The 20,637-nt window shown below is 57.5% G+C and carries 19 protein-coding genes; 10 read left to right on the forward strand and 9 right to left on the reverse strand.

Translation table 11 applies throughout. The annotated features are described in order from the left end of the window. Positions 1-74: 74 nt before the first annotated feature. The 3 genes from H7698_RS06435 to phoB all read right to left on the reverse strand — a co-directional run bounded on the left by H7698_RS06435 (position 75) and on the right by phoB (position 3,595). Entirely contained in the window at positions 75-1,415 is a 1,341-nt protein-coding gene (locus H7698_RS06435) for a hemolysin family protein (RefSeq protein WP_194690894.1), read from the reverse strand. 123 nt (positions 1,416-1,538) lie between these two features. After that, the gene (gene phoR / locus H7698_RS06440; protein ID WP_208525637.1) at positions 1,539-2,825 is read right to left on the reverse strand and encodes a phosphate regulon sensor histidine kinase PhoR; all 1,287 of its coding nucleotides are present in this window, start codon (positions 2,823-2,825) and stop codon (positions 1,539-1,541) included. 80 nt (positions 2,826-2,905) lie between these two features. Next, positions 2,906-3,595 (reverse strand): phosphate regulon transcriptional regulator PhoB, encoded by a 690-nt coding sequence (gene phoB, locus H7698_RS06445; protein WP_008007735.1) that lies wholly within the window; start codon positions 3,593-3,595, stop codon positions 2,906-2,908. A gap of 152 nt (positions 3,596-3,747) precedes the next feature. Between phoB and H7698_RS06450 the strand changes: the two genes are divergently transcribed. Beyond that, positions 3,748-4,140, forward strand: coding sequence for a COG4315 family predicted lipoprotein (locus H7698_RS06450; protein WP_194690895.1), 393 nt, complete (start codon positions 3,748-3,750; stop codon positions 4,138-4,140). 64 nt (positions 4,141-4,204) lie between these two features. On the opposite strand, the gene ubiA is transcribed toward H7698_RS06450, so the two are convergent. After that, positions 4,205-5,095, reverse strand: coding sequence for a 4-hydroxybenzoate octaprenyltransferase (gene ubiA / locus H7698_RS06455; RefSeq protein WP_194690896.1), 891 nt, complete (start codon positions 5,093-5,095; stop codon positions 4,205-4,207). Then, entirely contained in the window at positions 5,095-5,658 is a 564-nt protein-coding gene (locus tag H7698_RS06460; RefSeq protein WP_194690897.1) for a chorismate--pyruvate lyase family protein, read from the reverse strand. The genes ubiA and H7698_RS06460 overlap by 1 nt, the downstream gene beginning before the upstream one ends. 200 nt (positions 5,659-5,858) lie before the next feature. Between H7698_RS06460 and H7698_RS06465 the strand changes: the two genes are divergently transcribed. The 3 genes from H7698_RS06465 to H7698_RS06475 all read left to right on the forward strand — a co-directional run bounded on the left by H7698_RS06465 (position 5,859) and on the right by H7698_RS06475 (position 7,662). Further along, positions 5,859-6,026 (forward strand): rubredoxin, encoded by a 168-nt coding sequence (locus H7698_RS06465; protein WP_007954349.1) that lies wholly within the window; start codon positions 5,859-5,861, stop codon positions 6,024-6,026. 19 nt (positions 6,027-6,045) lie between these two features. After that, positions 6,046-7,194 carry an NAD(P)/FAD-dependent oxidoreductase gene (locus tag H7698_RS06470; protein ID WP_194690898.1) on the forward strand — a complete coding sequence of 383 codons (1,149 nt, stop codon included), beginning with the start codon at positions 6,046-6,048 and terminating at the stop codon, positions 7,192-7,194. A 192-nt stretch (positions 7,195-7,386) separates the two neighbouring features. Continuing rightward, positions 7,387-7,662: an HU family DNA-binding protein gene (locus H7698_RS06475; RefSeq protein ID WP_003213368.1), complete on the forward strand. Its 276-nt coding sequence runs from the start codon at positions 7,387-7,389 to the stop codon at positions 7,660-7,662. Between the two features lie 88 nt (positions 7,663-7,750). Here the strand turns inward: H7698_RS06475 and H7698_RS06480 are convergent, their stop codons facing one another. From H7698_RS06480 to tssI, 4 genes are all read right to left on the reverse strand, one after another. Continuing rightward, complete coding sequence (locus H7698_RS06480; RefSeq protein WP_194690899.1) at positions 7,751-8,146, reverse strand: DUF6124 family protein; 396 nt, start codon at positions 8,144-8,146, stop codon at positions 7,751-7,753. Between the two features lie 380 nt (positions 8,147-8,526). Next, positions 8,527-9,216, reverse strand: coding sequence for a DUF2931 family protein (locus H7698_RS06485; protein ID WP_194690900.1), 690 nt, complete (start codon positions 9,214-9,216; stop codon positions 8,527-8,529). 11 nt (positions 9,217-9,227) lie between these two features. Beyond that, positions 9,228-9,917 (reverse strand): DUF2931 family protein, encoded by a 690-nt coding sequence (locus tag H7698_RS06490; RefSeq protein WP_442966272.1) that lies wholly within the window; start codon positions 9,915-9,917, stop codon positions 9,228-9,230. Then, on the reverse strand, positions 9,910-13,338 hold the full coding sequence (tssI, locus tag H7698_RS06495; RefSeq protein ID WP_194690901.1) for a type VI secretion system tip protein TssI/VgrG: 3,429 nt from the start codon (positions 13,336-13,338) through the stop codon (positions 9,910-9,912). Before tssI ends, H7698_RS06490 begins: the two co-directional genes overlap by 8 nt. A gap of 494 nt (positions 13,339-13,832) precedes the next feature. On the opposite strand from tssI, the gene tssA reads away from it, so the two are divergent. From tssA to tssG, 6 genes are read left to right on the forward strand one after another with little or no spacing between them, the layout of a single operon-like run. Then, the gene (gene tssA, locus H7698_RS06500; RefSeq protein WP_194690902.1) at positions 13,833-15,389 is read left to right on the forward strand and encodes a type VI secretion system protein TssA; all 1,557 of its coding nucleotides are present in this window, start codon (positions 13,833-13,835) and stop codon (positions 15,387-15,389) included. Between the two features lie 32 nt (positions 15,390-15,421). Continuing rightward, the gene (tssB, locus tag H7698_RS06505; protein ID WP_162436624.1) at positions 15,422-15,925 is read left to right on the forward strand and encodes a type VI secretion system contractile sheath small subunit; all 504 of its coding nucleotides are present in this window, start codon (positions 15,422-15,424) and stop codon (positions 15,923-15,925) included. Between the two features lie 28 nt (positions 15,926-15,953). Beyond that, a complete protein-coding gene (tssC, locus tag H7698_RS06510) occupies positions 15,954-17,429 on the forward strand; it encodes a type VI secretion system contractile sheath large subunit (protein ID WP_194690903.1) in 1,476 nt (491 codons plus the stop codon). Between the two features lie 13 nt (positions 17,430-17,442). Next, the gene (tssE, locus tag H7698_RS06515) at positions 17,443-17,850 is read left to right on the forward strand and encodes a type VI secretion system baseplate subunit TssE (RefSeq protein ID WP_194690904.1); all 408 of its coding nucleotides are present in this window, start codon (positions 17,443-17,445) and stop codon (positions 17,848-17,850) included. 19 nt (positions 17,851-17,869) lie between these two features. Beyond that, positions 17,870-19,657, forward strand: coding sequence for a type VI secretion system baseplate subunit TssF (gene tssF, locus H7698_RS06520; RefSeq protein WP_194690905.1), 1,788 nt, complete (start codon positions 17,870-17,872; stop codon positions 19,655-19,657). Next, entirely contained in the window at positions 19,621-20,628 is a 1,008-nt protein-coding gene (tssG, locus tag H7698_RS06525; RefSeq protein WP_194690906.1) for a type VI secretion system baseplate subunit TssG, read from the forward strand. Before tssF ends, tssG begins: the two co-directional genes overlap by 37 nt. The last annotated feature ends 9 nt before the right edge of the window (positions 20,629-20,637 follow it).

A 20,637-nucleotide genomic window follows, 5' to 3' on the forward strand; every position in this document is an offset into this window, starting at 1 on the left:
GCAGGCCCAGCAGGACTAGCAGGACTAGCAGGACTAGCAGGACTAGCAAGCCCAGCAAGCCCAGCAAGCCCGCATCAATCCAGCATCAACACCTTGGCCAGAACAATCTTCGGCCCTTTCATCTTCTTGATGATGATCCGCAGTCCTTCGACTTCCAGCACTTCTTCCTCTTCCGGCACCCGCTTCAGGCTGTCGTAGACCAGCCCGGCGAGGGTCTCGGCCTCAACGTGGTCCAGATCGATACCCAGCAGCCGTTCGACCTTGAACAGAGGCGTGTCACCACGCACCAGCAGCTTGCCCGGTTGATACGCGAGAATCCCGCGCTCAGCCTTGCGGTGTTCGTCCTGGATATCACCGACCAGCACTTCCAGCACGTCTTCCATGGTCAGGTAACCGATGATATTGCCGTCGGCTTCTTCAACCAGTGCAAAGTGCGAACCGCCTTTGCGGAACTGCTCCAACAGTTGCGAGAGCGGCATATGACGGGAAACGCGTTCCAGCGGACGGGTCAGTTCGGCCAGGTTGAACGATTCGGGAATATGGTCCAGCGCCGCGAGTTCCAGCAGCAGGTCCTTGATGTGCAGCAGGCCGACAAACTCCTGGCGATCGCTGTCGTACACCGGATAACGGCTGAACTTGTGGCGACGGAACATCGCCAGGATTTCTTTCAGTGGCGCGTTGAACTCCAGCGTCACCAGGTCTTCCCGGGAGTTGGCCCAATCGACCACTTCCAGCTCGCCCATTTCCACGGCCGAGGCCAATACACGCATGCCTTGGTCACTAGGGTCCTGACCACGGCTTGAGTGCAGGATCAACTTCAGTTCTTCACGGCTGTAATGGTGCTCGTGATGCGGGCCGGGTTCACCCTGGCCAGCGATCCGCAGGATCGTATTGGCACTGGCATTGAGCAGGTAGATGGCCGGGTACATGGCCCAGTAGAACAGGTACAGCGGCACGGCGGTCCACAGCGACAGCAGCTCGGGTTTGCGGATGGCCCAGGATTTCGGAGCCAGCTCGCCAACCACGATGTGCAGGTACGAAATGACGAAGAAGGCAGCGAAGAACGACACGCCCTTGATCACTTCGGCCGACTGCACGCCGACGGCTTCCAGCATCGGTTCGAGGATGTGCGCGAACGCCGGCTCACCGACCCAGCCAAGGCCGAGGGAGGCGAGGGTGATACCCAGCTGGCACGCCGAAAGGTACGCATCGAGCTGACTGTGAACGGTGCGCAGGATGTGCCCGCGCCAGCCGTTCTTCTCGGCGATGGCTTCAACCCGGGTCGAGCGCAATTTGACCATGGCGAATTCCGCCGCAACGAAAAAGCCGTTGAGCAAAACCAGGATCAGAGCAAAAAGAATCATGCCGAAATCGGCGAAGAGTGTCGCGAGGGTCAAGCCAGGGGATGGGTCCATGATGGAGTTTTGCGGGTTCCGTGTATTCGAAAGAAAGGAAAAATGTGTACCTGAAACGCAGGCACAAGTCAGCCAATGTAGCGGCTGACTGGTTAATTGCATAGTGGCGCGTGCTGGCCGGTATCAGTCAGTGGTGCTGATGGCCAGGTTTTTGGTGACTTGGGCGGGCGCAAAATGGCAGGTGAACGTGCTGCCGTGGCCCGGTACGCTGCTGATTTCCATCCGAGCGCGGTGGCGCAATAGCACGTGTTTGACGATGGCCAGCCCGAGGCCGGTGCCGCCGGTGTTGGAGTTGCGGCTGGAGTCGACCCGGTAGAAGCGTTCGGTCAGGCGCGGCAGGTGCTTGCTGTCGATGCCCATGCCGGAGTCCTGCACGCTCAGGTGCGCCCCTTGTTCATCACCCCACCAGCGGATGCGGATTTTGCCCTCGGCCGGGGTGTATTTCACCGCGTTGAACACCAGGTTGGAAAATGCACTGCGCAATTCGGCTTCGCTGCCCTTGAGCTGGATCGTCGGATCGGCTTCGAGGGTGATGTGATGATTTTTCTGATCGGACAGTTGCTGCGCGTCGCTCTTGATCGACTGCAGCAAGCCATCGATGGCCACGGGCTGGTTGTCCGAGGGGTAATCGGTGGCCTCCAGTTTGGCCAGCAGCAGCAAGTCATTGAGCAACGTCTGCATGCGTCCGCCTTGTTGCTGCATCTGCTGCAAGGCGCGGGTCCAGCGCGGGTTCACTTCCTCGACGTTATCGAGCAGGGTTTCCAGGTAGCCGCAAATCACCGTCAGCGGTGTGCGCAACTCGTGGGAAACGTTGGCGATAAAGTCTTTGCGCATCTGTTCCAGCTGATGGATGCGCGTCACGTCGCGTACCAGCATCAAATGCTCGTTGTTGCCGTAGCGAGTGATGTACAGCTGAATGCGCAGGCGGTCATTGATCGGCGAAGGGATCTCCAGCGGCTCGGCGTAGCTGTCCTGCTCGAAGTATTCCTTGAAGCGTGGATGGCGCACCAGGTTGGTCACGGGCTGACCGCTGTCCTGGGGTGTCTTGAGACCTAGCAGGGTTTCCGCCGCGCGGTTCCACCATTCGAGGTTGCCGTCGGTGTCGAGCATGATCACGGCATCTTTAAGGGCAGCGGTAGACTCCTGAACCCGGTCGATTACTGCCTGCAGACGTCCACGAACACGTTGGTCGCGGCGTTGCAGGTGGTAGATGCTGTCGAAGACTTCACCCCACAAACCATAGCCGTCCGGCGGTGCCTCATCGGGTTTGTGCAGGCGCAACCACTCGTGCAGACGCAGCAATTGCTTGAGCGTCCAGGCCAGGTAAAGGCCCAGGCCTGCGGCGAGACTCCAGCCGTAATAGCCGGTAATCAGGCCAATCACCAGGCAGGCGGTGACCAGTAGCAGCATGTGGCGAATCAGGGTGCCATGCCAGTTTTGGTTCACTTGAAGCGCGTCCTTGTCAGCTTGTCGGGCGGGAAAAGTCCGGGTCAGGCCTTGGTAGAGAACCGGTAGCCGGTGCCGCGCACGGTTTGTACCAGATTTTCGTAAGCATCACCCAAGGCTTTGCGCAGACGACGGATGTGCACATCGACCGTGCGCTCTTCGACATACACATTGCCGCCCCACACCTGATCCAGTAGTTGGCCACGGGTGTAGGCGCGCTCCTGGTGGGTCATGAAAAATTGCAGCAAGCGGTATTCGGTCGGGCCCATTTCGGCAGGTTTGCCGTCGATGGTGACACGGTGGCTGATCGGATCCAGCAGCAGCCCGCCGACTTCGATCGGTGATTCGCCGTCCGTCGGCCCTGCACGCCGCAGCACGGCCTTGAGGCGCGCCACCAGCTCGCGGGGAGAGAAGGGTTTGGTGATGTAGTCATCAGCGCCGACTTCAAGACCCTGGATCTTGTTGTCTTCCTCGCCCTTGGCCGTGAGCATGATGATCGGGATGTCCCCGGTCAGCTCATCGCGCTTGAGGCGGCGGGCCAGTTCGATGCCGGACGTACCGGGCAACATCCAGTCGAGCAGGATCAGGTCCGGTTTGCGGTCGACGATAATGGCATGAGCCTGCTGGGAGTTCTCAGCCTCCAGGCAGTCATAGCCGGCCATTTCCAACGCAACGGCGATCATTTCGCGAATGGGCGCTTCGTCGTCGACGATCAGAATGCTCCTGCCAACCATGCCTTTAATCCTCTTGTCATTTAACTGTCTTGCGCCGCATTAGATAACGGAATTATTGCAGTCGTGTGACAGTATTTTAGTCGCCCTGCGATTGTCATGAACCTGAACTAAGCTCTAAGTCCGAACCCTGACAACCACAAAAGAAGGTTTCCATGACTCAGTACACGCTATCCCTTAAAGCCCTGATGCTGGCAGCCGCCCTGGCTTTGCCATCAATGGCCTTCGCGGCTGAGCCTGCGATGATGAAAGGCGACATGATGGTCGACCATAAAGGTATGACCTTGTACACCTTCGACAAGGACACGGGCGGCAAGTCTGTGTGCACCGGTCAGTGCGCGGAAAACTGGCCACCGTTAAAGGCGCAAGCGGATGCCAAGGCTGAAGGTGACTGGACCATCGTCAAGCGTGACGACGGCACGATGCAGTGGGCCTACAAGGGCAAACCGCTGTACTACTTCATGAAGGACAAGGCGCCGGGTGACAAGACGGGCGACAAAATGAAGGACGTCTGGCATGTCATCACCAACAGCGGACCGAAAATGTAAACCAGCAACACGGTAATCCTGTAGCAGCTGGCGAAGCCTGCGTTCGGCTGCTACATGAAGCGATTCAACGCAACGCGTAATCCAGCACAATCCCCACGAAAATTGCCAATCCTGCCCAGTGATTGTGCAAAAACGCCTTGAAGCAACGTATCCGGTCCTTGCCACGGGTGTACCAGAACTCCCACGCAAAACAACATGCCGCCGCCAGCAACCCGAGGTGAAACCAGCCTCCGAGTTCGAATGTCGACCCGGCCAGCAACAGGCAACCCAGCGCCAGCCCCTGCAGCGTCAGAATGATCACCCGATCCGCTTCACCAAACAGAATCGCTGTCGATTTCACGCCGATTTTCAGGTCGTCATCCCGATCAGTCATTGCGTAATAGGTGTCGTAACCCACCGTCCACAGCAGGTTGGCGATCCACAGCAACCACGCTGCCGCCGGCAGTTCCCCGGTTTCGGCGGTGAACGCCATCGGCATCCCCCAGGAAAACGCCGCACCCAGCACCACTTGCGGGTAATAGGTGTAGCGCTTCATGAACGGATAACTGAGGGCCAGCGCCAGGCCACCGAACGACAGCCAGACCGTCGCCGCGTTGGTGCACAACACCAGCAAGAAGCTCACGCCCATCAGCAACGCAAAAAACACCAAGGCTTCTTTCGAGCTGATCTTGCCGCTGACCAAGGGCCGCTGTTCCGTGCGTTTCACATGACCGTCGACCTTGCGATCTGCCCAGTCATTGATCACGCAGCCACCGGCACGAGTCAGCACGACGCCCAGAACAAAGATCACAATGTTGGCCAGCGAAGGCGAACCCTTGCCAGCGATCCACAGCGCCCACAGCGTCGGCCAGAGCAGCAGATAAATGCCGATCGGTTTGTCCATGCGGGTCAGCTGAATGAAATCCCACGCCCGCGGGTTTACGCGATTCAGGGACTTGAGCAGGCTCTGATACATCAGCAATTCTCCGGATGGGCGCGGGCGGCCGTCCATAAAGTCGGCAGGAAGATCTCGGCCACCAGCACGCTCAGGGCGCCACGGTCGAAGCGCGAGCGACGGCCCCACAGTTCCGGCGCCCGACACGCCGCCGGCAACCAATGCTCTGGATAGTGACAAACCTCAATGGCGCGGCGCTGGAAGGCGTGATCGCAAAACAGCAACTCCCCCAAAGAGCGGCTGCCCAGTTCGTCCATGTGCAACCCGTCGCCCTGCAACGCACTGCGCGCCGCAACGCTACGGGCAAATACCCAGGCCTCGCCGTGCCCGCGCAAGTACACCTCGCGCACCCAGCCTTCGCTGCCTTCAGCGAGGTTCAGCGCGACACATTCGTCGTCACGCAGCGGTTGCCAGCCTTCGAACAAAGGCGAGACGCTGAACCCGTCATTCGACAGACGGATCAACCGTCGTGTCAGCGAACCTTCATCGAACAACCAGTCGAGGGTAGACGTGTCGGGGAGGGGCGTCAGTTGGCTTTGAGAGCGCCAGAACGGGGCCGGGCAGGGGGATTTTGAGTGCGGCACAGTGAGTCATTATTGGCAGCAAATGAGGCGGCGAGCTTACCATGTCAGTCGGCGATTTTGATTGGTCCGGCATGGCGTTGCGTCGAACAGGCTTGCATCTGCCGGGCTCGATCAGTACAAAACGCCCTGAGCCGGACGGCAGCGCTTCAATCATTGACCGTTCGCGCCGGCAAAAGCCTGAATCCTGAGGAAGTATCTGAATGAAAAAGTGGCAATGTGTGGTCTGCGGCCTGATTTATAACGAAGCCGACGGCTGGCCGGACGACGGCATTGCGCCGGGCACCCTGTGGCAGGACGTGCCGGAAGACTGGCTGTGCCCGGACTGCGGCGTCGGCAAGATGGATTTCGAAATGATTGAAATCAACTAAGCAAACAGAGGAGTAAGGAATGAACGCACCTGTCGTGATCGTTGGCACTGGCCTGGCTGGTTACAACCTGGCTCGAGAGTTTCGCAAACTCGATGGCGAAACCCCGCTGCTGCTGATTACCGCAGATGATGGCCGCTCCTACTCCAAACCGATGCTGTCCACCGGCTTCGGCAAGAATAAAGACGCTGACGGCCTGAGCATGGCCGAGCCCGGTGCCATGGCCGAGCAATTGAAGGCTGAAGTGCGCACCCACACGCGGATCAGCGGCATTGATCCGGGCCACAAGCGTTTGTGGATCGGCGAAGAATCGGTGATCTATCGCGACCTGGTCCTGGCCTGGGGGGCTGAAACCGTGCGCGTGCCCATCGAAGGCGATGCGGCTGACAGCGTGTTTCCGATCAACGATCTGGAAGACTACGCGCGCTTTCGCGCAGCAGCGGCCGGCAAACGCCGCGTGTTGTTGCTCGGCGCCGGGCTGATCGGCTGCGAATTTGCCAACGACCTGATGCTCGGCGGCTACGAGGTGCAACTGGTTGCACCCTGCGAACAAGTCATGCCGACCCTGTTGCACCCGGCAGCCGCCGCAGCGGTACAGGCCGGGCTGGAAAGCCTCGGTGCACGCTTCCACCTCGGGCCGGTGCTCAATCGCCTGAAACGCGTGGCTGACGGGCTGGAAGCGCATCTGTCCGACGGTCAGGTCATCGCGTGTGACGTCGTGGTATCGGCCATCGGCTTGCGCCCGCGCATCGACCTGGCCGCCGCTGCCGGTGTGCAGGTCAACCGTGGCGTCGTGGTCGACCGTCACCTGAAAACCTCCCACGCTAACATCTACGCGCTGGGTGATTGCGCCGAGGTCGACGGGCTGAATCTGCTGTACGTCATGCCACTCATGAGCTGTGCCCGAGCACTGGCCCAAACCCTCGCCGGCAACCCTACCGTGGTGAACTACGGCGCGATGCCAATTACCGTTAAAACGCCGGTCTGCCCCTTGGTCGTTTCACCTCCGCCACGCGGTCTGGAAGGCGTCTGGACCGTGGAAGGGCAGGGCGCGGACATCAAGGCATTGTGCCGCGATGCCGACGGCAAACTACTCGGTTACGCCCTGACCGGCGCAGCGGTGATGGACAAACTGGCACTGAACAAAGAGCTTCCTGCGCTGCTGGCGTAAATACTGGTCGTTCTGTCGGAATCACCCCGCTTTTGCCCCCACAAACGTCGCGCCGACACTGGCGCGGCTCCCCGCTGCGTGCCATTCTCACTCCCGTCTGCCGCAGAGTAGAGCACCTGCGGCGCTTTGGGCGCTGTTCCAACGAGAACAGCACGGACATAACAACAAAAAACCGTCAAAGGGGCTTCACTAATGCGTAAACCAGAACTCGCCGCTGCAATCGCGGAAAAAGCAGATCTCACCAAAGAACAGGCCAACCGCGTCCTCAACGCCGTTCTCGAAGAAATCACCGGCGCTCTGCACCGCAAGGACAGCGTCACGCTGGTGGGCTTCGGTACCTTCCTGCAACGCCACCGCGGTGCCCGCACCGGCAAAAACCCGCAAACCGGTGAGCCCGTCAAAATCAAGGCCAGCAACACGGTTGCATTCAAGCCAGGCAAATCGTTGAAAGACAGCGTTAATCCGTAATCAGTATTCCCTGCCCGCATTGCGGGAGAGCGGAATGAAAAATGGGCACGCCAACTAGGTTGGGTGCCCATTTTTTGTGGGCGGCGGTTTAAATGACTCGACTTTGTTGCTGGGCGAAAAACTTAGCCATATCCGGTTCGTTCAGATGATCCAGCGCTCGTTCCACCAATAAATGCACGCCGTCGGCCAGGCGGCTGAGCGCTAGGGCTACGGAACGGCGTGAACCATCCACATCGTCTGCGAGGTCGTTGGCGATGGCGCTGATGGACAGCAAGTCTTCCGAAGCGTTGGCGAGGAGGGCTTCCGTGTTGATGCCGGGGCAGACAGCGAAGAGTTGGCCGTTGCGCTTTGGTGGTTTTGGTTCGGTTGATGGCGAGCGATGGTCGAGGGTTTGCTCGGCGGCTTCGTTGAGGGCGTTTGAGTCGTGATTTTCGTGGGGGGAGGTCGGGTCGGTGTCTGGCGGGTTGGGTGTGACCTTGAACATTTTACTAACTCCTGAATGGAGCCGTTCACTCGTCGCTGCTAAACGAAGGGTGGCGGCTGTGCGCGGGTTAGCAGACCGGGGAGTTAGCAAACCGGCGCGCCCGAGGGCGCCCCACGCACAGCCACCATCAAGTGCAGGGATATGAATACCTGACTGAATGACGCTGTGCACCTCACTAACACCGCGGGCTGCTAAACCCGATCACTGATGGGCAGTGACAGGAATCAAGTTACCGAGCGGTCTCAAGGCGCACAAGCCGGCGGATTCTGGCGTAGCCGTAGGTAACGGCGCAAGGTGTTGTAGCTTGCCGGAAGTAACTCTGAGGGGTTTTAAACAAGCGCTGTTTAGTGGAGTTTAACTGCCGAAAATGCTGGGACTTCTTACCAGCTGCCATAAGGGATTCCGAATTTGTCGACGTAGGATTTGGATTCTTCCGACAGAAAGTAATATTCACCGTCTGACAAACCCCTATAGGGGCCTTCGGGATTGATCGTGCCTTGTACGCGGGTGACCTCGGTCGACTTTAGGCAAGGCCCTCCTAACCACACTTTGGCAATCCCTCCCGGCGCCAAACCCACTACCAGCAGTTTTCGGTAATCTGTGATCACCTTGCCGTCGAACGCACAAAATACATCCTCGCTTTTGCGCATGAGCTGTCGAGTTGACTCAGGAATCTCGATGTACGCTTCGTAGGTTTGTGGTTCGACTATTGACTGCCAGCGCACGTAGACCAAACGCGGTAGATCAGCGCCTGTGACGCGTCGGCCCTTTCCTCCTGGGCTTTCTCTCCACCCTTCTGGCTTGCCTCTGAACTCAGCCGGTATGCCTTTACTGAGGGCCCGGGGATAACCCATGGCTGGTATTCCGCTGCCCGCGCCGCGGTACAGGCGCTCATTGATGTCAACGACGTCCGCCGTTTCGATCCAGACCTCCATGTAGTCGGGGGCAAAAAAATTAAGACTCCACGCGTCATACGGCAATGACCGGTGATGATCCAGAGTGCAGCCGCTCAGGAGCATTGCAATCACCGGTGCAACGCCTATGTTGACCACAAATGAATGCTTAAGCATGTTGGCGCCTCTTACCAGCTGCCATAGGGGATACCGAATTTGTCGACGTAGGCTTTGGATTCTTCCGACAGAAAGTAATATTCACCGTCTGACAAACCCCTATATGGGCCTTCGGGATTGATCGTGCCTTGTACGCGAGTGACCTCGGTCGACTTTAGGCAAGGCCCTCCTAACCACACTTTGGCAATCCCTCCCGGCGCCAAACCCACTACCAGCAGTTTTCGGTAATCTGTGATCACCTTGCCGTCGAACGCACAAAATACATCCTCGCTTTTGCGCATGAGCTGTCGAGTTGACTCAGGAATCTCGATGTATGCTTCGTAGGTTTGCGGTTCGACTATTGACTGCCAGCGTACGTAGATCAAACGCGGCAGATCAGCGCCTGTGACGCGTCGGCCACTCCCTCCCGGATGCTCGGCCCATCCTTTAGGATTACCGTTGAATTTTGCAGGTATGCCTTTGCTGAACGCGCGTGGATACCCTAGTGAGGGTAAACCGCTGCCCGCGCCGCGGTACAGGCGCTCATTGATGTCAACGACGTCCGCCGTTTCGATCCAGACCTCCATGTAGTCGGGGGCAAAAAAATTAAGACTCCACGCGTCATACGGCAATGACCGAGGATGATCATTGGTGCAGCCGCTTAGTAAGAGTGCAATCGCCAGCGCAACGCCCATGTTGATCACGAATGAATGCTTAAGCATTGGGATGCACCAAGCGCACATGGTTTTCGGCGGGTCGATTGATAAACACGATGTCCAGACGGCTTTCGTTGTAGTCATGGACAGCATTCCAGTGAGCGGACTGGTGGATGTATCGTCTAAGCAGCAATTCATCTTCGTCCAGGCTTAAGCCTAAATGGCGAGTTTCGCCCAGTGCATAAGCCATCAGTTTTTGGGCGATGGGTTGCAGCTCAGCTGGTAAAGAAAGCTTTGGATCTTTGTCTTTGATAGCGTGAAATGGAACGTCGTTTCTCGCCGCCATCTCCCGCATGATGCGTAGGTAAACCAAAGCCAACTCGTTGCTCACCATCCGCTCGCTGCGGACCGCCGCATAGACATTTTTCCATTCACTTCTGTCGCCTTTGGCGGTGGTACCACGTTCCACCGACCAGGTTTTTACCTCCAACTGCAGCCCATACAGAACGAGTTGGCGCTGAAGACGACCCAGCTCTGCCCGAGTGCTGAGATAGGCGTTTGTGGAGGTGGACGGCACGGCAAGATCTATGTGGGTGCTACTGCACGGTTTACTCACTAGAACCCGTTCGATGGCGTTTGGCAGGTAGCCACCGCCCAGATCGGAGTGGACGCCCGGTAGTACGATGTCGGCGGCGCCAGCACTGTTGAGCGGAAAGTTGTGGCGGCGCTCGTCGCGAGCCACGAGGTGCACGATTTTTTTCGCGATATCGGGGGGCAGGTGCAGGTCAACGACGGGGTTGCTGGCGTTGTGGGATTTTTCGTCGCGGGCAGCGAAGCTTGCTATGGCGGCAACGGTGTCGAAGAGGCCGATAAAGTTGATGGCGACATCGGTGTTGGTGCGCCAGGAAAAATCCTCAACAAAACCGGGAGCATCTGCCAGGGCTGAAGCCAAAATACTCTGGTTGCCCTTCAGGACTTCATTGGCGAAATGCCGCGCGGCGGCGGCGCCCCGGCTGAAACCAAAAATATCGAACTCGACTCTTTCGATTTGCCGCTCCGGGTTGCTCATTTGAAATTCCCGAAGCTTTTCCATTATGAGTGAAGGACTCTGCTCAACTCTCGCCAGCACACCATGTGCGCCCCTGCCGGTCGCTTTCGCAATAGACGAATCCTCTTCTCCGCTGATGGTGCCGATGCCGTCCAGATAGACTCGGAGGGATGCTTTCTTCTCATCAACGCCAATCTGCTTATTACTGTCATCGCTATACAGCTCATACAGCTTCGCCACATTACTCGAGTCATTCCCATAACTGCTATCTGGCACGCCGCCCTTACCGTCATACCCATGCTTCTCACAAAACAGACGAATGTATTCAGCCGCCTCCTCCAGATTCACATCACTCGCATAACACCCCGCAGCCTTCTCACTGTTGGATCGGTTATTCCCGGTGCCATCAAAGAACACGCCAATGCGCAACGTAATCCCTGCTTCCTCTTCGACTTCCTCCTCTTCTTCTTCCAGCCCTTCCTCCAATTCATCCACGGGCGGCTCCACCTGCGGCGCTACGAGGGCCAGCAAGCCCGCCACCGCTCCCGGCATCAACGCCCGTGCGGCCAACCCTGCCACTGGCGAACCACCGACCTCGATCTCGCTGCTGCTGAACACCCCGTCGGCATTGATCACGATGTGCTGACCGCCTGCCTTCAAGGTCATGCTGGCGCCGGCGTCCAGCACCAGATGGGCCCCGGCCTTGATATGAACATGCTCGCCAGCCTCGACCACCAGGGCTTCGCCGATCTGCGTGTGGCGGCTCCCTGCAATCTGCAGGTAGTCGCTGGCCTGAAGCTTGACCTTGCGATCCGCCGTGACGGTGCGGTGTTCTTCGCCCTCGAACAGCGCAATGCTGTCGCCCTTGATGACTTCCCGACGATCCTTGCCCACGTCCAGCCAGCTGTTGTTGAGCACTAACTGTTCGATGTCACGCTGGGCACGAAGGTAGATTTTTTCCTGCCCGGCACGGTCTTCGATCATCAGTTCGTTGTAACCGCGACTGCGGGGTGAGCTGTGGCTGCGCAGCACGGTTCTGGTTTTGTTTTCGGGCAGGGAGTAGGGGACAGACTGGACCTTGTTCGGCACGCAACCGGTGATCAACGGGTTGTCGGGATTGCCCTCCAGGAACGTGACCACCACTTCCATGCCGATGCGCGGGACGGTCATCGAACCAAAGCCTTCACCCGCCCAGCTGGACGAAACCCTCACCCAGCAGCTGCTCATTTCGTTGTCGTGTTCGGCCCGGTCCCAGTGGAATTCGACTTTCACGCGCCCGTATTCATCGCAATAAATTTCTTCGCCCGCAGGGCCGGTGACCCGGGCGGTCTGGCAGACCAGTAGCGGTCTTGGTGCAGGCATCGGTGGACGATAAAACACGTCCCACGGAATCGCAGTGAAGGTGTTGCGGTAGCCCTGGCTAAAGCCGTCCTCAGGTTTGGCGTCGCTGGGCGTTGCTTCTTCCAATGATTGAGGCAGTTTTCCGGCATGCGTCACGCTGAGCAGCAGCCAGGAATCGTTGTACGTCTCACGCGGGTGGTCGGTCAGGCCGAAGAGGTGACCGCAGCGCAGCGTCGGCTCGTCGCTTTCGCCCTCGGCCAATTGGTAATCGGCACGATGCCGTTCCAAGCCTTGCCGGACGAGCTGTTTGCCGCGTTCTTCACTCTCTTGAAACAGCGGATAGCGATAGTCTTCAAGCGTTGGGTTGAACCTGGCGTTGATGCGGCTTTCCAGCAACCGGCTCGGGCGTTTCAGGTCATACCCTCGGCGCGTAACCTGGCTGGTACGGGTGCTGAAACGCATGGAGAACTGACTGACGACCGAATGCTCCGCCACCATGCCCGCGCCTTGCCGATAAGGAGTTTTGCCTAGTGTGGGGAAGAAGGACTGGTGCTCGGTAAATATCAGCCGGTGACCGTCTTGAGTGTGTTGGTGATGCCACGCGATACCCTCCTCGGCGCACAGTCGCTGAACGAACTCAAAGTCACTTTCCCCGTATTGGGTGCAGTATTCGCGCTCGGGACTCTCGCAGGGGTGGAAGGTAAACGCGTCAGCCTGGATGCCATGGCCCTTGAGCACTTGGGCGATGATTTGCGGCACCGTCTGGCGTTGAAAAATCCGTTGATCGTGGCGGAACTGCAAGTAGTGCAGCGCCGGCACCAAGGTCAGGTGATAACGCGTCAGGCGATTACCGATCTCGCCCGCGAACGCATTTTCGATTCGACCATGAATGCCCTCGCCATAGAGGCCGAACTGCAAATAGGCAGGTTGGTTGAGCAGACACTCCAGATCGACATCCGGATACTCGCTGACCAGTTCAACATTAATTGCATACAAGGCGCTGATGGCTTCAATGCCTTCAAACGCCAGCACTTTAAAATCGTTGCGCACTGTGGATATTACCAGCGTGAACGGGTGAGCATTAGCCGGGGCAAACATACGCTTATCCTTTTGCTGTTTATGAATCCGATCTTGAGCAGGCAATTAAAACAAGCCTGAGCAGCAAGCCATTTCGGATTTGTATCTGCGTCAAATGCTGAAACACGCTAACAAGGCGTGGTAATGATTGATGTAGGAAATGTCTATTGCCCGCGTCGGAAACCTCCCTTATTACAGGATGTTGCATCGATTCCGAGAAAGGCTTTTTAAACGCGTACCTTGTTTCCAGATGTTATTACTGCGTTAGCGACTTATGTGTTTTTAGTACATCGATCTGCCGATCGATGCAGTTGTATGTTGGTAACTATTCCTACAAGAAGAAATATCAAGTTACCGATGCATCGACTTATTTTTTTAACTACGAGAATTTTCGGAAGCGTCCTACATTTTTCATTTTGTATTCTTGTCATGCTCTGCGCCGACTTAAATGACATTGGACAGGCGTCATTCAAGCGCTCGTCTGAAATGACTATAGTTCTAAAAATAGGCCATGGATGTCTTACTCAAGCAAACTTTCAACTTATTACCTTGAGCTCGCAAAAGCCTCTGTTTCCAAAGAGCATTTCGCGGGCGAGGACGTTCGTTTTTCGAATGAATATGAGGCGTTGGAAAGTGAGCTGGGCAAAGCCCAATCCATGCACGACAGCGGTCAGATCGACTGGCTGAAAATCCGTGAAAACAGCGAAAACCTGCTGCGTACCCAGTCCAAGGACTTGCGGGTCGGTGCCTGGCTGACGTGGGCGCTGTATCAGCGCGAGTCGTACCAAGGTTTGCTGGCCGGGCTTGGTTTGCTGCACCACCTGTGCGAACACCACTGGCCAGACATATACCCGGGCAAGGCGCGCACCCGTTCCGCTGCCATCAGCTGGTTGATACCCCGTCTCGACCAAGTGTTGAACGAACACATTCCGCTCAAAGAGCAACTTCCACTGTTCCGCCGACTGGTCGAGCATTTGGAAGGTCTCGATACGGCGTGCACCCAGCATTTGGGGAATGAAGCCCCCTTGCTCCTGCCAATCGCCCGACGTTTGAAAAATTTGGTGCAGCGCGCTGCGGACAATCAACCGGAGCCCGGTGTCATCGGTACCGCGGTAGCCCAGGTCAAACAAGTCGCGGCGCAGTTGCTTGTCACCAGCGAGCCCATCGACAACGAAAAGGACGCTCAAAAGGCGCTGCGTGCCCAGCAGGAAAATGCCCGTCCGTTATGCGCCTGGTGGCTCAAGCAAAAGGCCACGGATCTGCGGGCCTTGCGACTCAATCGCATGTTGCTGTGGTTGTCCGTCGACGCGTTGCCGGATCGCAATGGCGAGCAAATCACTGCGCTTCGCGGGCTCCCGGCAGATCGATTCAAAACTTATCAGGAGCGTTACGATCAGGCGCGGTATGCCGATCTTCTGGTGGACCTCGAGGCCAGCCTGTCAAAGGCGCCGTTCTGGTTCGACGGTCACCGAATGGCGTGGGAATGTTTGCAGAGGCTGAACGCCGAGTCGGCGATGCGCGAGGTGGAGGTTCAGTTTGCGCAATTGATCGAGCGCCTGCCTGGATTGATCGAGTTGCGCTTCCAGGATGGCGCACCGTTTGCCGATCCCGCCACTCGCGAGTGGATTGCCGGCCATGTCATACCGCATCTGCAACCCGCCAGTGCTCCTCTCCCCATCGAGTCAACTGAAGACCTGCCCGCGTGGGAGTCGGCCCTCGAAGAAGCGCTGCCGATCTTGCGAAAGGATGGACTCAAGGCCGCCGTGCAAAAACTCAAGCAGGGGCTTCAAAGCGCTCAGGGCGGTCGCTCGCGGTTTTTCTGGCAGTTAACGCTCGCCCGGCTCTGCGTCTCGGCCAAGAAATACGAACTGGCCAAGACCCAACTCGAAACGCTCGACCAGACATTGCAGGACTCGGGCATCGGTGGCTGGGAGCCCGATCTCGTCCTGGAAGTGCTGCATTTGCTGCATAGCTGCTGCGAGTCGTTGCCGCAGAACCATGAGGTGCGTGAACGCAAGGAAGAGATTTATCGCAGGTTGTGCCACCTCGACCTTGAAGTGGTACTCGATTAGGCCCCTGGGCCAACACCATAAGGAAAATAGCCATGGCCAAAGAAGGCTCTGTCGCCCCTAAAGAACGCATCAACGTCACCTTCAAACCTGCCATAGGCGGCGCTCAGGAAGAGATTGAACTGCCGCTGAAATTGCTGGTGATCGGCGACTACACCCATCGCAAGGATGAACGCAAAGTCGAAGATCGCAAGCCTATCAGCATCGACAGGACGACGTTCGACGAAGTGTTGGCCAAGCAGGAGCTACAGCTGACGTTGGGCGTTCCGAATCGCCTGCAGGATGAAAACGCCACCGAAGAGCTGGCAGTGAAGATTCACGTCAAATCCATGAAGGACTTCAATCCGGCCAGCCTTGTCGAGCAAGTGCCAGAGCTGAAAAAACTGATGGAGCTGCGCAATGCGCTGGTCGCCCTGAAAGGTCCGCTGGGTAATGCGCCAGCCTTTCGCAAAGCCATCGAAGACGTGCTGGCCGATGACGAATCCAGAAGCCGGGTATTGGGTGAATTAGGTCTCAACACCCACGTCTCGAACGCCTGAGTCTCCATCAGCCAAGGAAGCCAACACTATGAGCACGAGTGCAACGCAGCAGAACATCAACGAGAGCAGCGAATACAGCATTCTCGATAGCATCATTGCCCAGACCCGGCTGACGCCGGACGACGACGCGTACAACATCGCCAAACGTGGTGTATCGGCATTCATTGAAGAGTTGCTCAAGCCGCAAAACAACGGCGAGCCAGTGAAGAAAGCCATGGTCGACCGCATGATCGCCGAGATCGATGCCAAGCTCAGTCTTCAAATGGATGAAATCCTGCATCACTCGGGTTTCCAGTCCATGGAGTCGTCGTGGCGGGGCCTTAAGTTGTTGGTTGATCGCACCAACTTCCGCGAAAACATCAAAATTGAAATTCTCAACGTCTCGAAAGAAGACTTGCTGGACGATTTTGAAGACTCGCCAGAAGTGATGCAGGCTGGCCTGTACAAGCACATCTATACGGCCGAGTACGGTCAATTTGGCGGAAACCCGGTGGGCGCAATCATCGCCAACTACTTCATGTCCCCAAGCTCGCCCGACGTGAAGCTTATGCAGTACGTGTCCAGCGTTGCCTGCATGTCACATGCACCGTTTATTGCCGCTGCCGGCCCGAATTTCTTCGGTCTGGAAAGCTTCACCGGCCTCCCGGACATGAAGGACCTGAAGGATCACTTCGACGGTCCGCAATTCGCTAAATGGCAGAGCTTTCGTCAATCAGAAGATGCCCGCTACGTCGCCCTGACCGTGCCGCGCTTTCTGCTGCGCAGCCCGTATGACCCGGAAGAAAATCCGATCAAGTCGTTCGTGTACAAAGAAACAGTCGCCAACAATCACGAGCACTACCTGTGGGGCAACACCGCATACGCATTTGGCACCCGGTTGACCGACAGCTTCGCCAGATTTCGTTGGTGCCCGAACATCATCGGTCCGCAGAGTGGCGGTGCGGTAGAAGACCTGCCGTTACATCACTTCGAAAGCATGGGTGAAATCGAAACCAAGATTCCGACCGAGGTTCTGGTGTCCGACCGTCGCGAATACGAGTTGGCGGACGAAGGCTTCATCTCCCTGACGATGCGCAAAGGCAGCGACAACGCTGCATTCTTCTCTGCCAATTCGGTACAAAAACCGAAGCTGTTTGGCATCAGTGCCGAGGGCCGGACGGCGGAGCTGAACTACAAGCTCGGTACGCAACTGCCGTACATGATGATCGTCAACCGACTGGCTCACTACCTGAAAGTGCTGCAGCGCGAACAACTCGGTTCCTGGAAAGAACGTACCGACCTCGAGCTGGAACTCAACAAGTGGATTCGCCAGTACGTGGCCGACCAGGAAAATCCCAGCGCTGAAGTGCGTGGGCGTCGACCACTGCGCGCGGCCCAGGTCCTCGTCAGTGATGTCGAGGGCGAGCCGGGCTGGTATCGCGTCAGCCTGAATGTGCGCCCGCACTTCAAGTACATGGGGGCTGATTTCACCCTTTCGCTGGTTGGCAAGCTGGATAAAGGTTGAGCGAAAAACACCCATGACCGGATATGGCAGCCTGTTCGAACGCCTGAACGGCGACGCGCAAAAACGTGTCGGCTCACGCCACGAGAGGTGCGTCGTGGCGTCGGTGGCTGCTCATCTGGCCAAGATGCTCAGCACCCGATTGGGCAGTGTGCAGACACTGTCCGATTACGGTTTGCCTGATTTGAATGACATGCGCTTGAGCCTGCACGACTCCCTGAGTCAGGCGCGCCGGGCCATCGAACATTTCATCGAAGCCTATGAACCGCGTCTGCGCGATGTTCGTGTGATCTCTCTGCCACGTGATGACGATCAGCTGCGACTGACGTTCCGTATCGAAGCCCTGCTGGAAGTCGAAGGTTTGAAGCAGCAGGTCGCTTTCGCCGCGAAGCTCGATGGTTGCGGTCAGGTCAAGGTCAGCTAACGACTCACAGGTATCCATCATGTCCTTTAACCACTACTACCAAAGTGAGCTCACTGCACTTCGCCAGTCAGGGCGTCGATTCGCTGAGCGTAGCCCTGCACTGGCGCCGTTTTTAGGGCAGGCCGGACGAGATCCGGATGTGGAGCGTCTGCTCGAAGGATTTGCATTTCTGACCGGTCGCCTGAGGCAGAAACTCGATGACGAATTGCCGGAGCTCAGCCATTCATTGATGCACCTGCTGTGGCCCAACTATATGCGCCCATTGCCCGCGTTTAGCATGTTGCAATTCGACCCGTTGCAACGCTCTGGACCCGCCGTCATGGTCGAGCGCGACACGCCGGTGGAGAGCGTGCCAGTCGACGATGTGATTTGTCACTTCCGCACCTGTTATCCCACTGAGGTGCTGCCACTGGAGCTGGTGGCGCTGAACTACTCGGTCAAGGGCGGCGGCGCGCTGCTGAGCTTGCGGTTGGAGATGAGCGCTGAGGGTCACCTTGGCGAGTTGGACCTGAGTCGACTGCGTCTGCATTTCGCCGGTGAGCGCTACATTACCCAGCTGCTTTACCTTGGCGTATTGCGCAATCTTCAAGGTATCGAGCTGATCCCCCTGGATGGCGCAGGTATGCAAGTCCATGGTGACGGCGACACGCCCTTGGCGTTCACGATCCCGGGCGACCGTGTGCAACCGGTGGGTTTTGCTGAAGAGGAAGCGCTGATTCCGTATCCGCTGAATACCTTTCGCGGCTATCGCTACCTCCAGGAATATTTCGCCTTTCAGGATAAATTCCTGTTCGTTGACGTCAATGGTCTCGATCTCCTGAATACCTTGCCTGAGGACGTGCTCAAGCGGATGCGCGGCCTGGAATTGCGTTTCGACATTCGCAAAAGTGGTATCCAGCGACTGCGCCCGACGCTGGAGAATGTGAAGCTCTACTGCACGCCGATCGTGAACCTGTTCAATCACGATGCACTGCCCATTCGCCTCGATGGCAAACAGGATGAATACCTGTTGCTGCCGGCCGAGTACAACCAGGAAAACTGCGGTGTGTTCTCGGTGGAAACCGTGAAGGGCTGGAAGGCGGGGAATGCTGGATTTCAAGACTATGTCCCCTTCGAGTCTTTCGAGCACGACTCAAGTTTCGATGTGCCCACTAGCCGTCCGTACTACAGCGTTCGCCAACGATCATCCTCGCTGCATGATGGGCTCGACACCCATCTCAGTTTTGGCATACGCCACACAGACGCGACCGAAACCCTGTCGATCGAGCTGGTATGCACCAACCAGAATCTACCGCGCAAGCTCAAGCTTGGTGATATCTGCAAGCATGGTGTGAAGACGCCGGAGTTCCTGAGCTTCCGCAATATCACGTCGGCCACGTCGAGTTTCGCTCCACCGTTGAACAGTGACTTCCTCTGGAAACTGGTCAGCAACATGTCGCTCAACTACCTCTCGCTGGCTGACGTCAGTGCGCTGAAGGTGATTCTCGAAACCTACGACTTGCCGCGTCATTACGATCAGCAGGCAGAGAAAGTCAGCAAACGATTGTTGGGTGGACTCAAGTCGATCAGGCACGAACACGTCGATCGATTGCATCGGGGTTTACCGATTCGTGGGTTGCGCACCGAGCTGACCATCGACCCGCAAGGGTACATCGGCGAGGGCGACCTGTTCGTTTTCGGGTCCGTGCTCAACGAGTTTTTCGCGCTTTACGCCAGCCTCAATTCGTACCACGAACTGCGGGTACTCAGCACACAAGGAGACGTGCACCAATGGACACCCCGCATGGGCCTGCAGCCCCTGCTTTGAGCGGGCTGACCCAGGTAATACGTGAGTACTCGCTGTTTCAGGCGGTGCTGCTGGTGGTTGAGCGGCTGCGCGATGCACACCCGCATTTAAACGAAGATGATCTGTATGACCAGCTGGAATTTCAGGCTAATCCCGGCTTCGGATTCCCAGGCAGCGACGTTGATCGTGTGGAGTTTTTTGAAGAACACGGACTGCTGCGTGCGCGTCTGCGTTTCAATCTTGTCAGCCTGGTCGGATCGGGTTCACCACTGCCGGCGTTCTACGGGGAGCAGGCGTTAGGTGATAGCGAAGAAGGGAATACCACCCGCGACTTTCTCGACCTGTTCCATCATCGCCTGCAACGGTTGATGCTGCCGATCTGGCGCAAGTACCGCTACTGCGCACGCTTTCAGAGCGGCGCTCTCGACCCTTTTTCCGCGCAGTTGTTTGCGCTGATCGGGCTCGGTAGTGAAGAGCTGCGCCGGGCTCGGGAACTGAACTGGAAGCGCCTGTTGCCGTACCTCGGGCTGCTCAGCTTGCGAGCGCATTCGGCGGCTTTGATCGAGGCAGTGCTGCGTTACTACTTCAAGCATGCCGAGTTGAACCTCGAGCAGTGCATCGAGCGTCGCGTCGAGATCCTCGACGAACAGCGCAATTGTCTGGGTTGCAGTAACAGCGTGCTCGGAGAAGACCTGGTGCTGGGCGAGCACGTCCGCGATCGCAGCGGCAAATTTCGTATTCACGTTCGCGAGCTCGATTGGCAGCGCTTTCACGAATTCCTTCCGATCGGTGTTGGCTACCAGCCGCTCTGCGCGCTGGTGCGTTTCACCCTGCGCGACCCCCTCGATTACGACATTCGCCTGGTCCTGTGCCAGGACGAAATCCGCGAGCTGCGCATCGGTGAACCGAACGTCTGCCGTCTGGGTTGGACCAGTTGGCTGGGCCGCGAAAAGGCGGACGGCGTGGTGACGCTGGACAGCAAAATTCATTAAGGATGTGAG

Origin of the sequence: Pseudomonas sp. p50(2008), from assembly GCF_015351605.1 — a bacterium.
Classification (GTDB): domain Bacteria; phylum Pseudomonadota; class Gammaproteobacteria; order Pseudomonadales; family Pseudomonadaceae; genus Aquipseudomonas.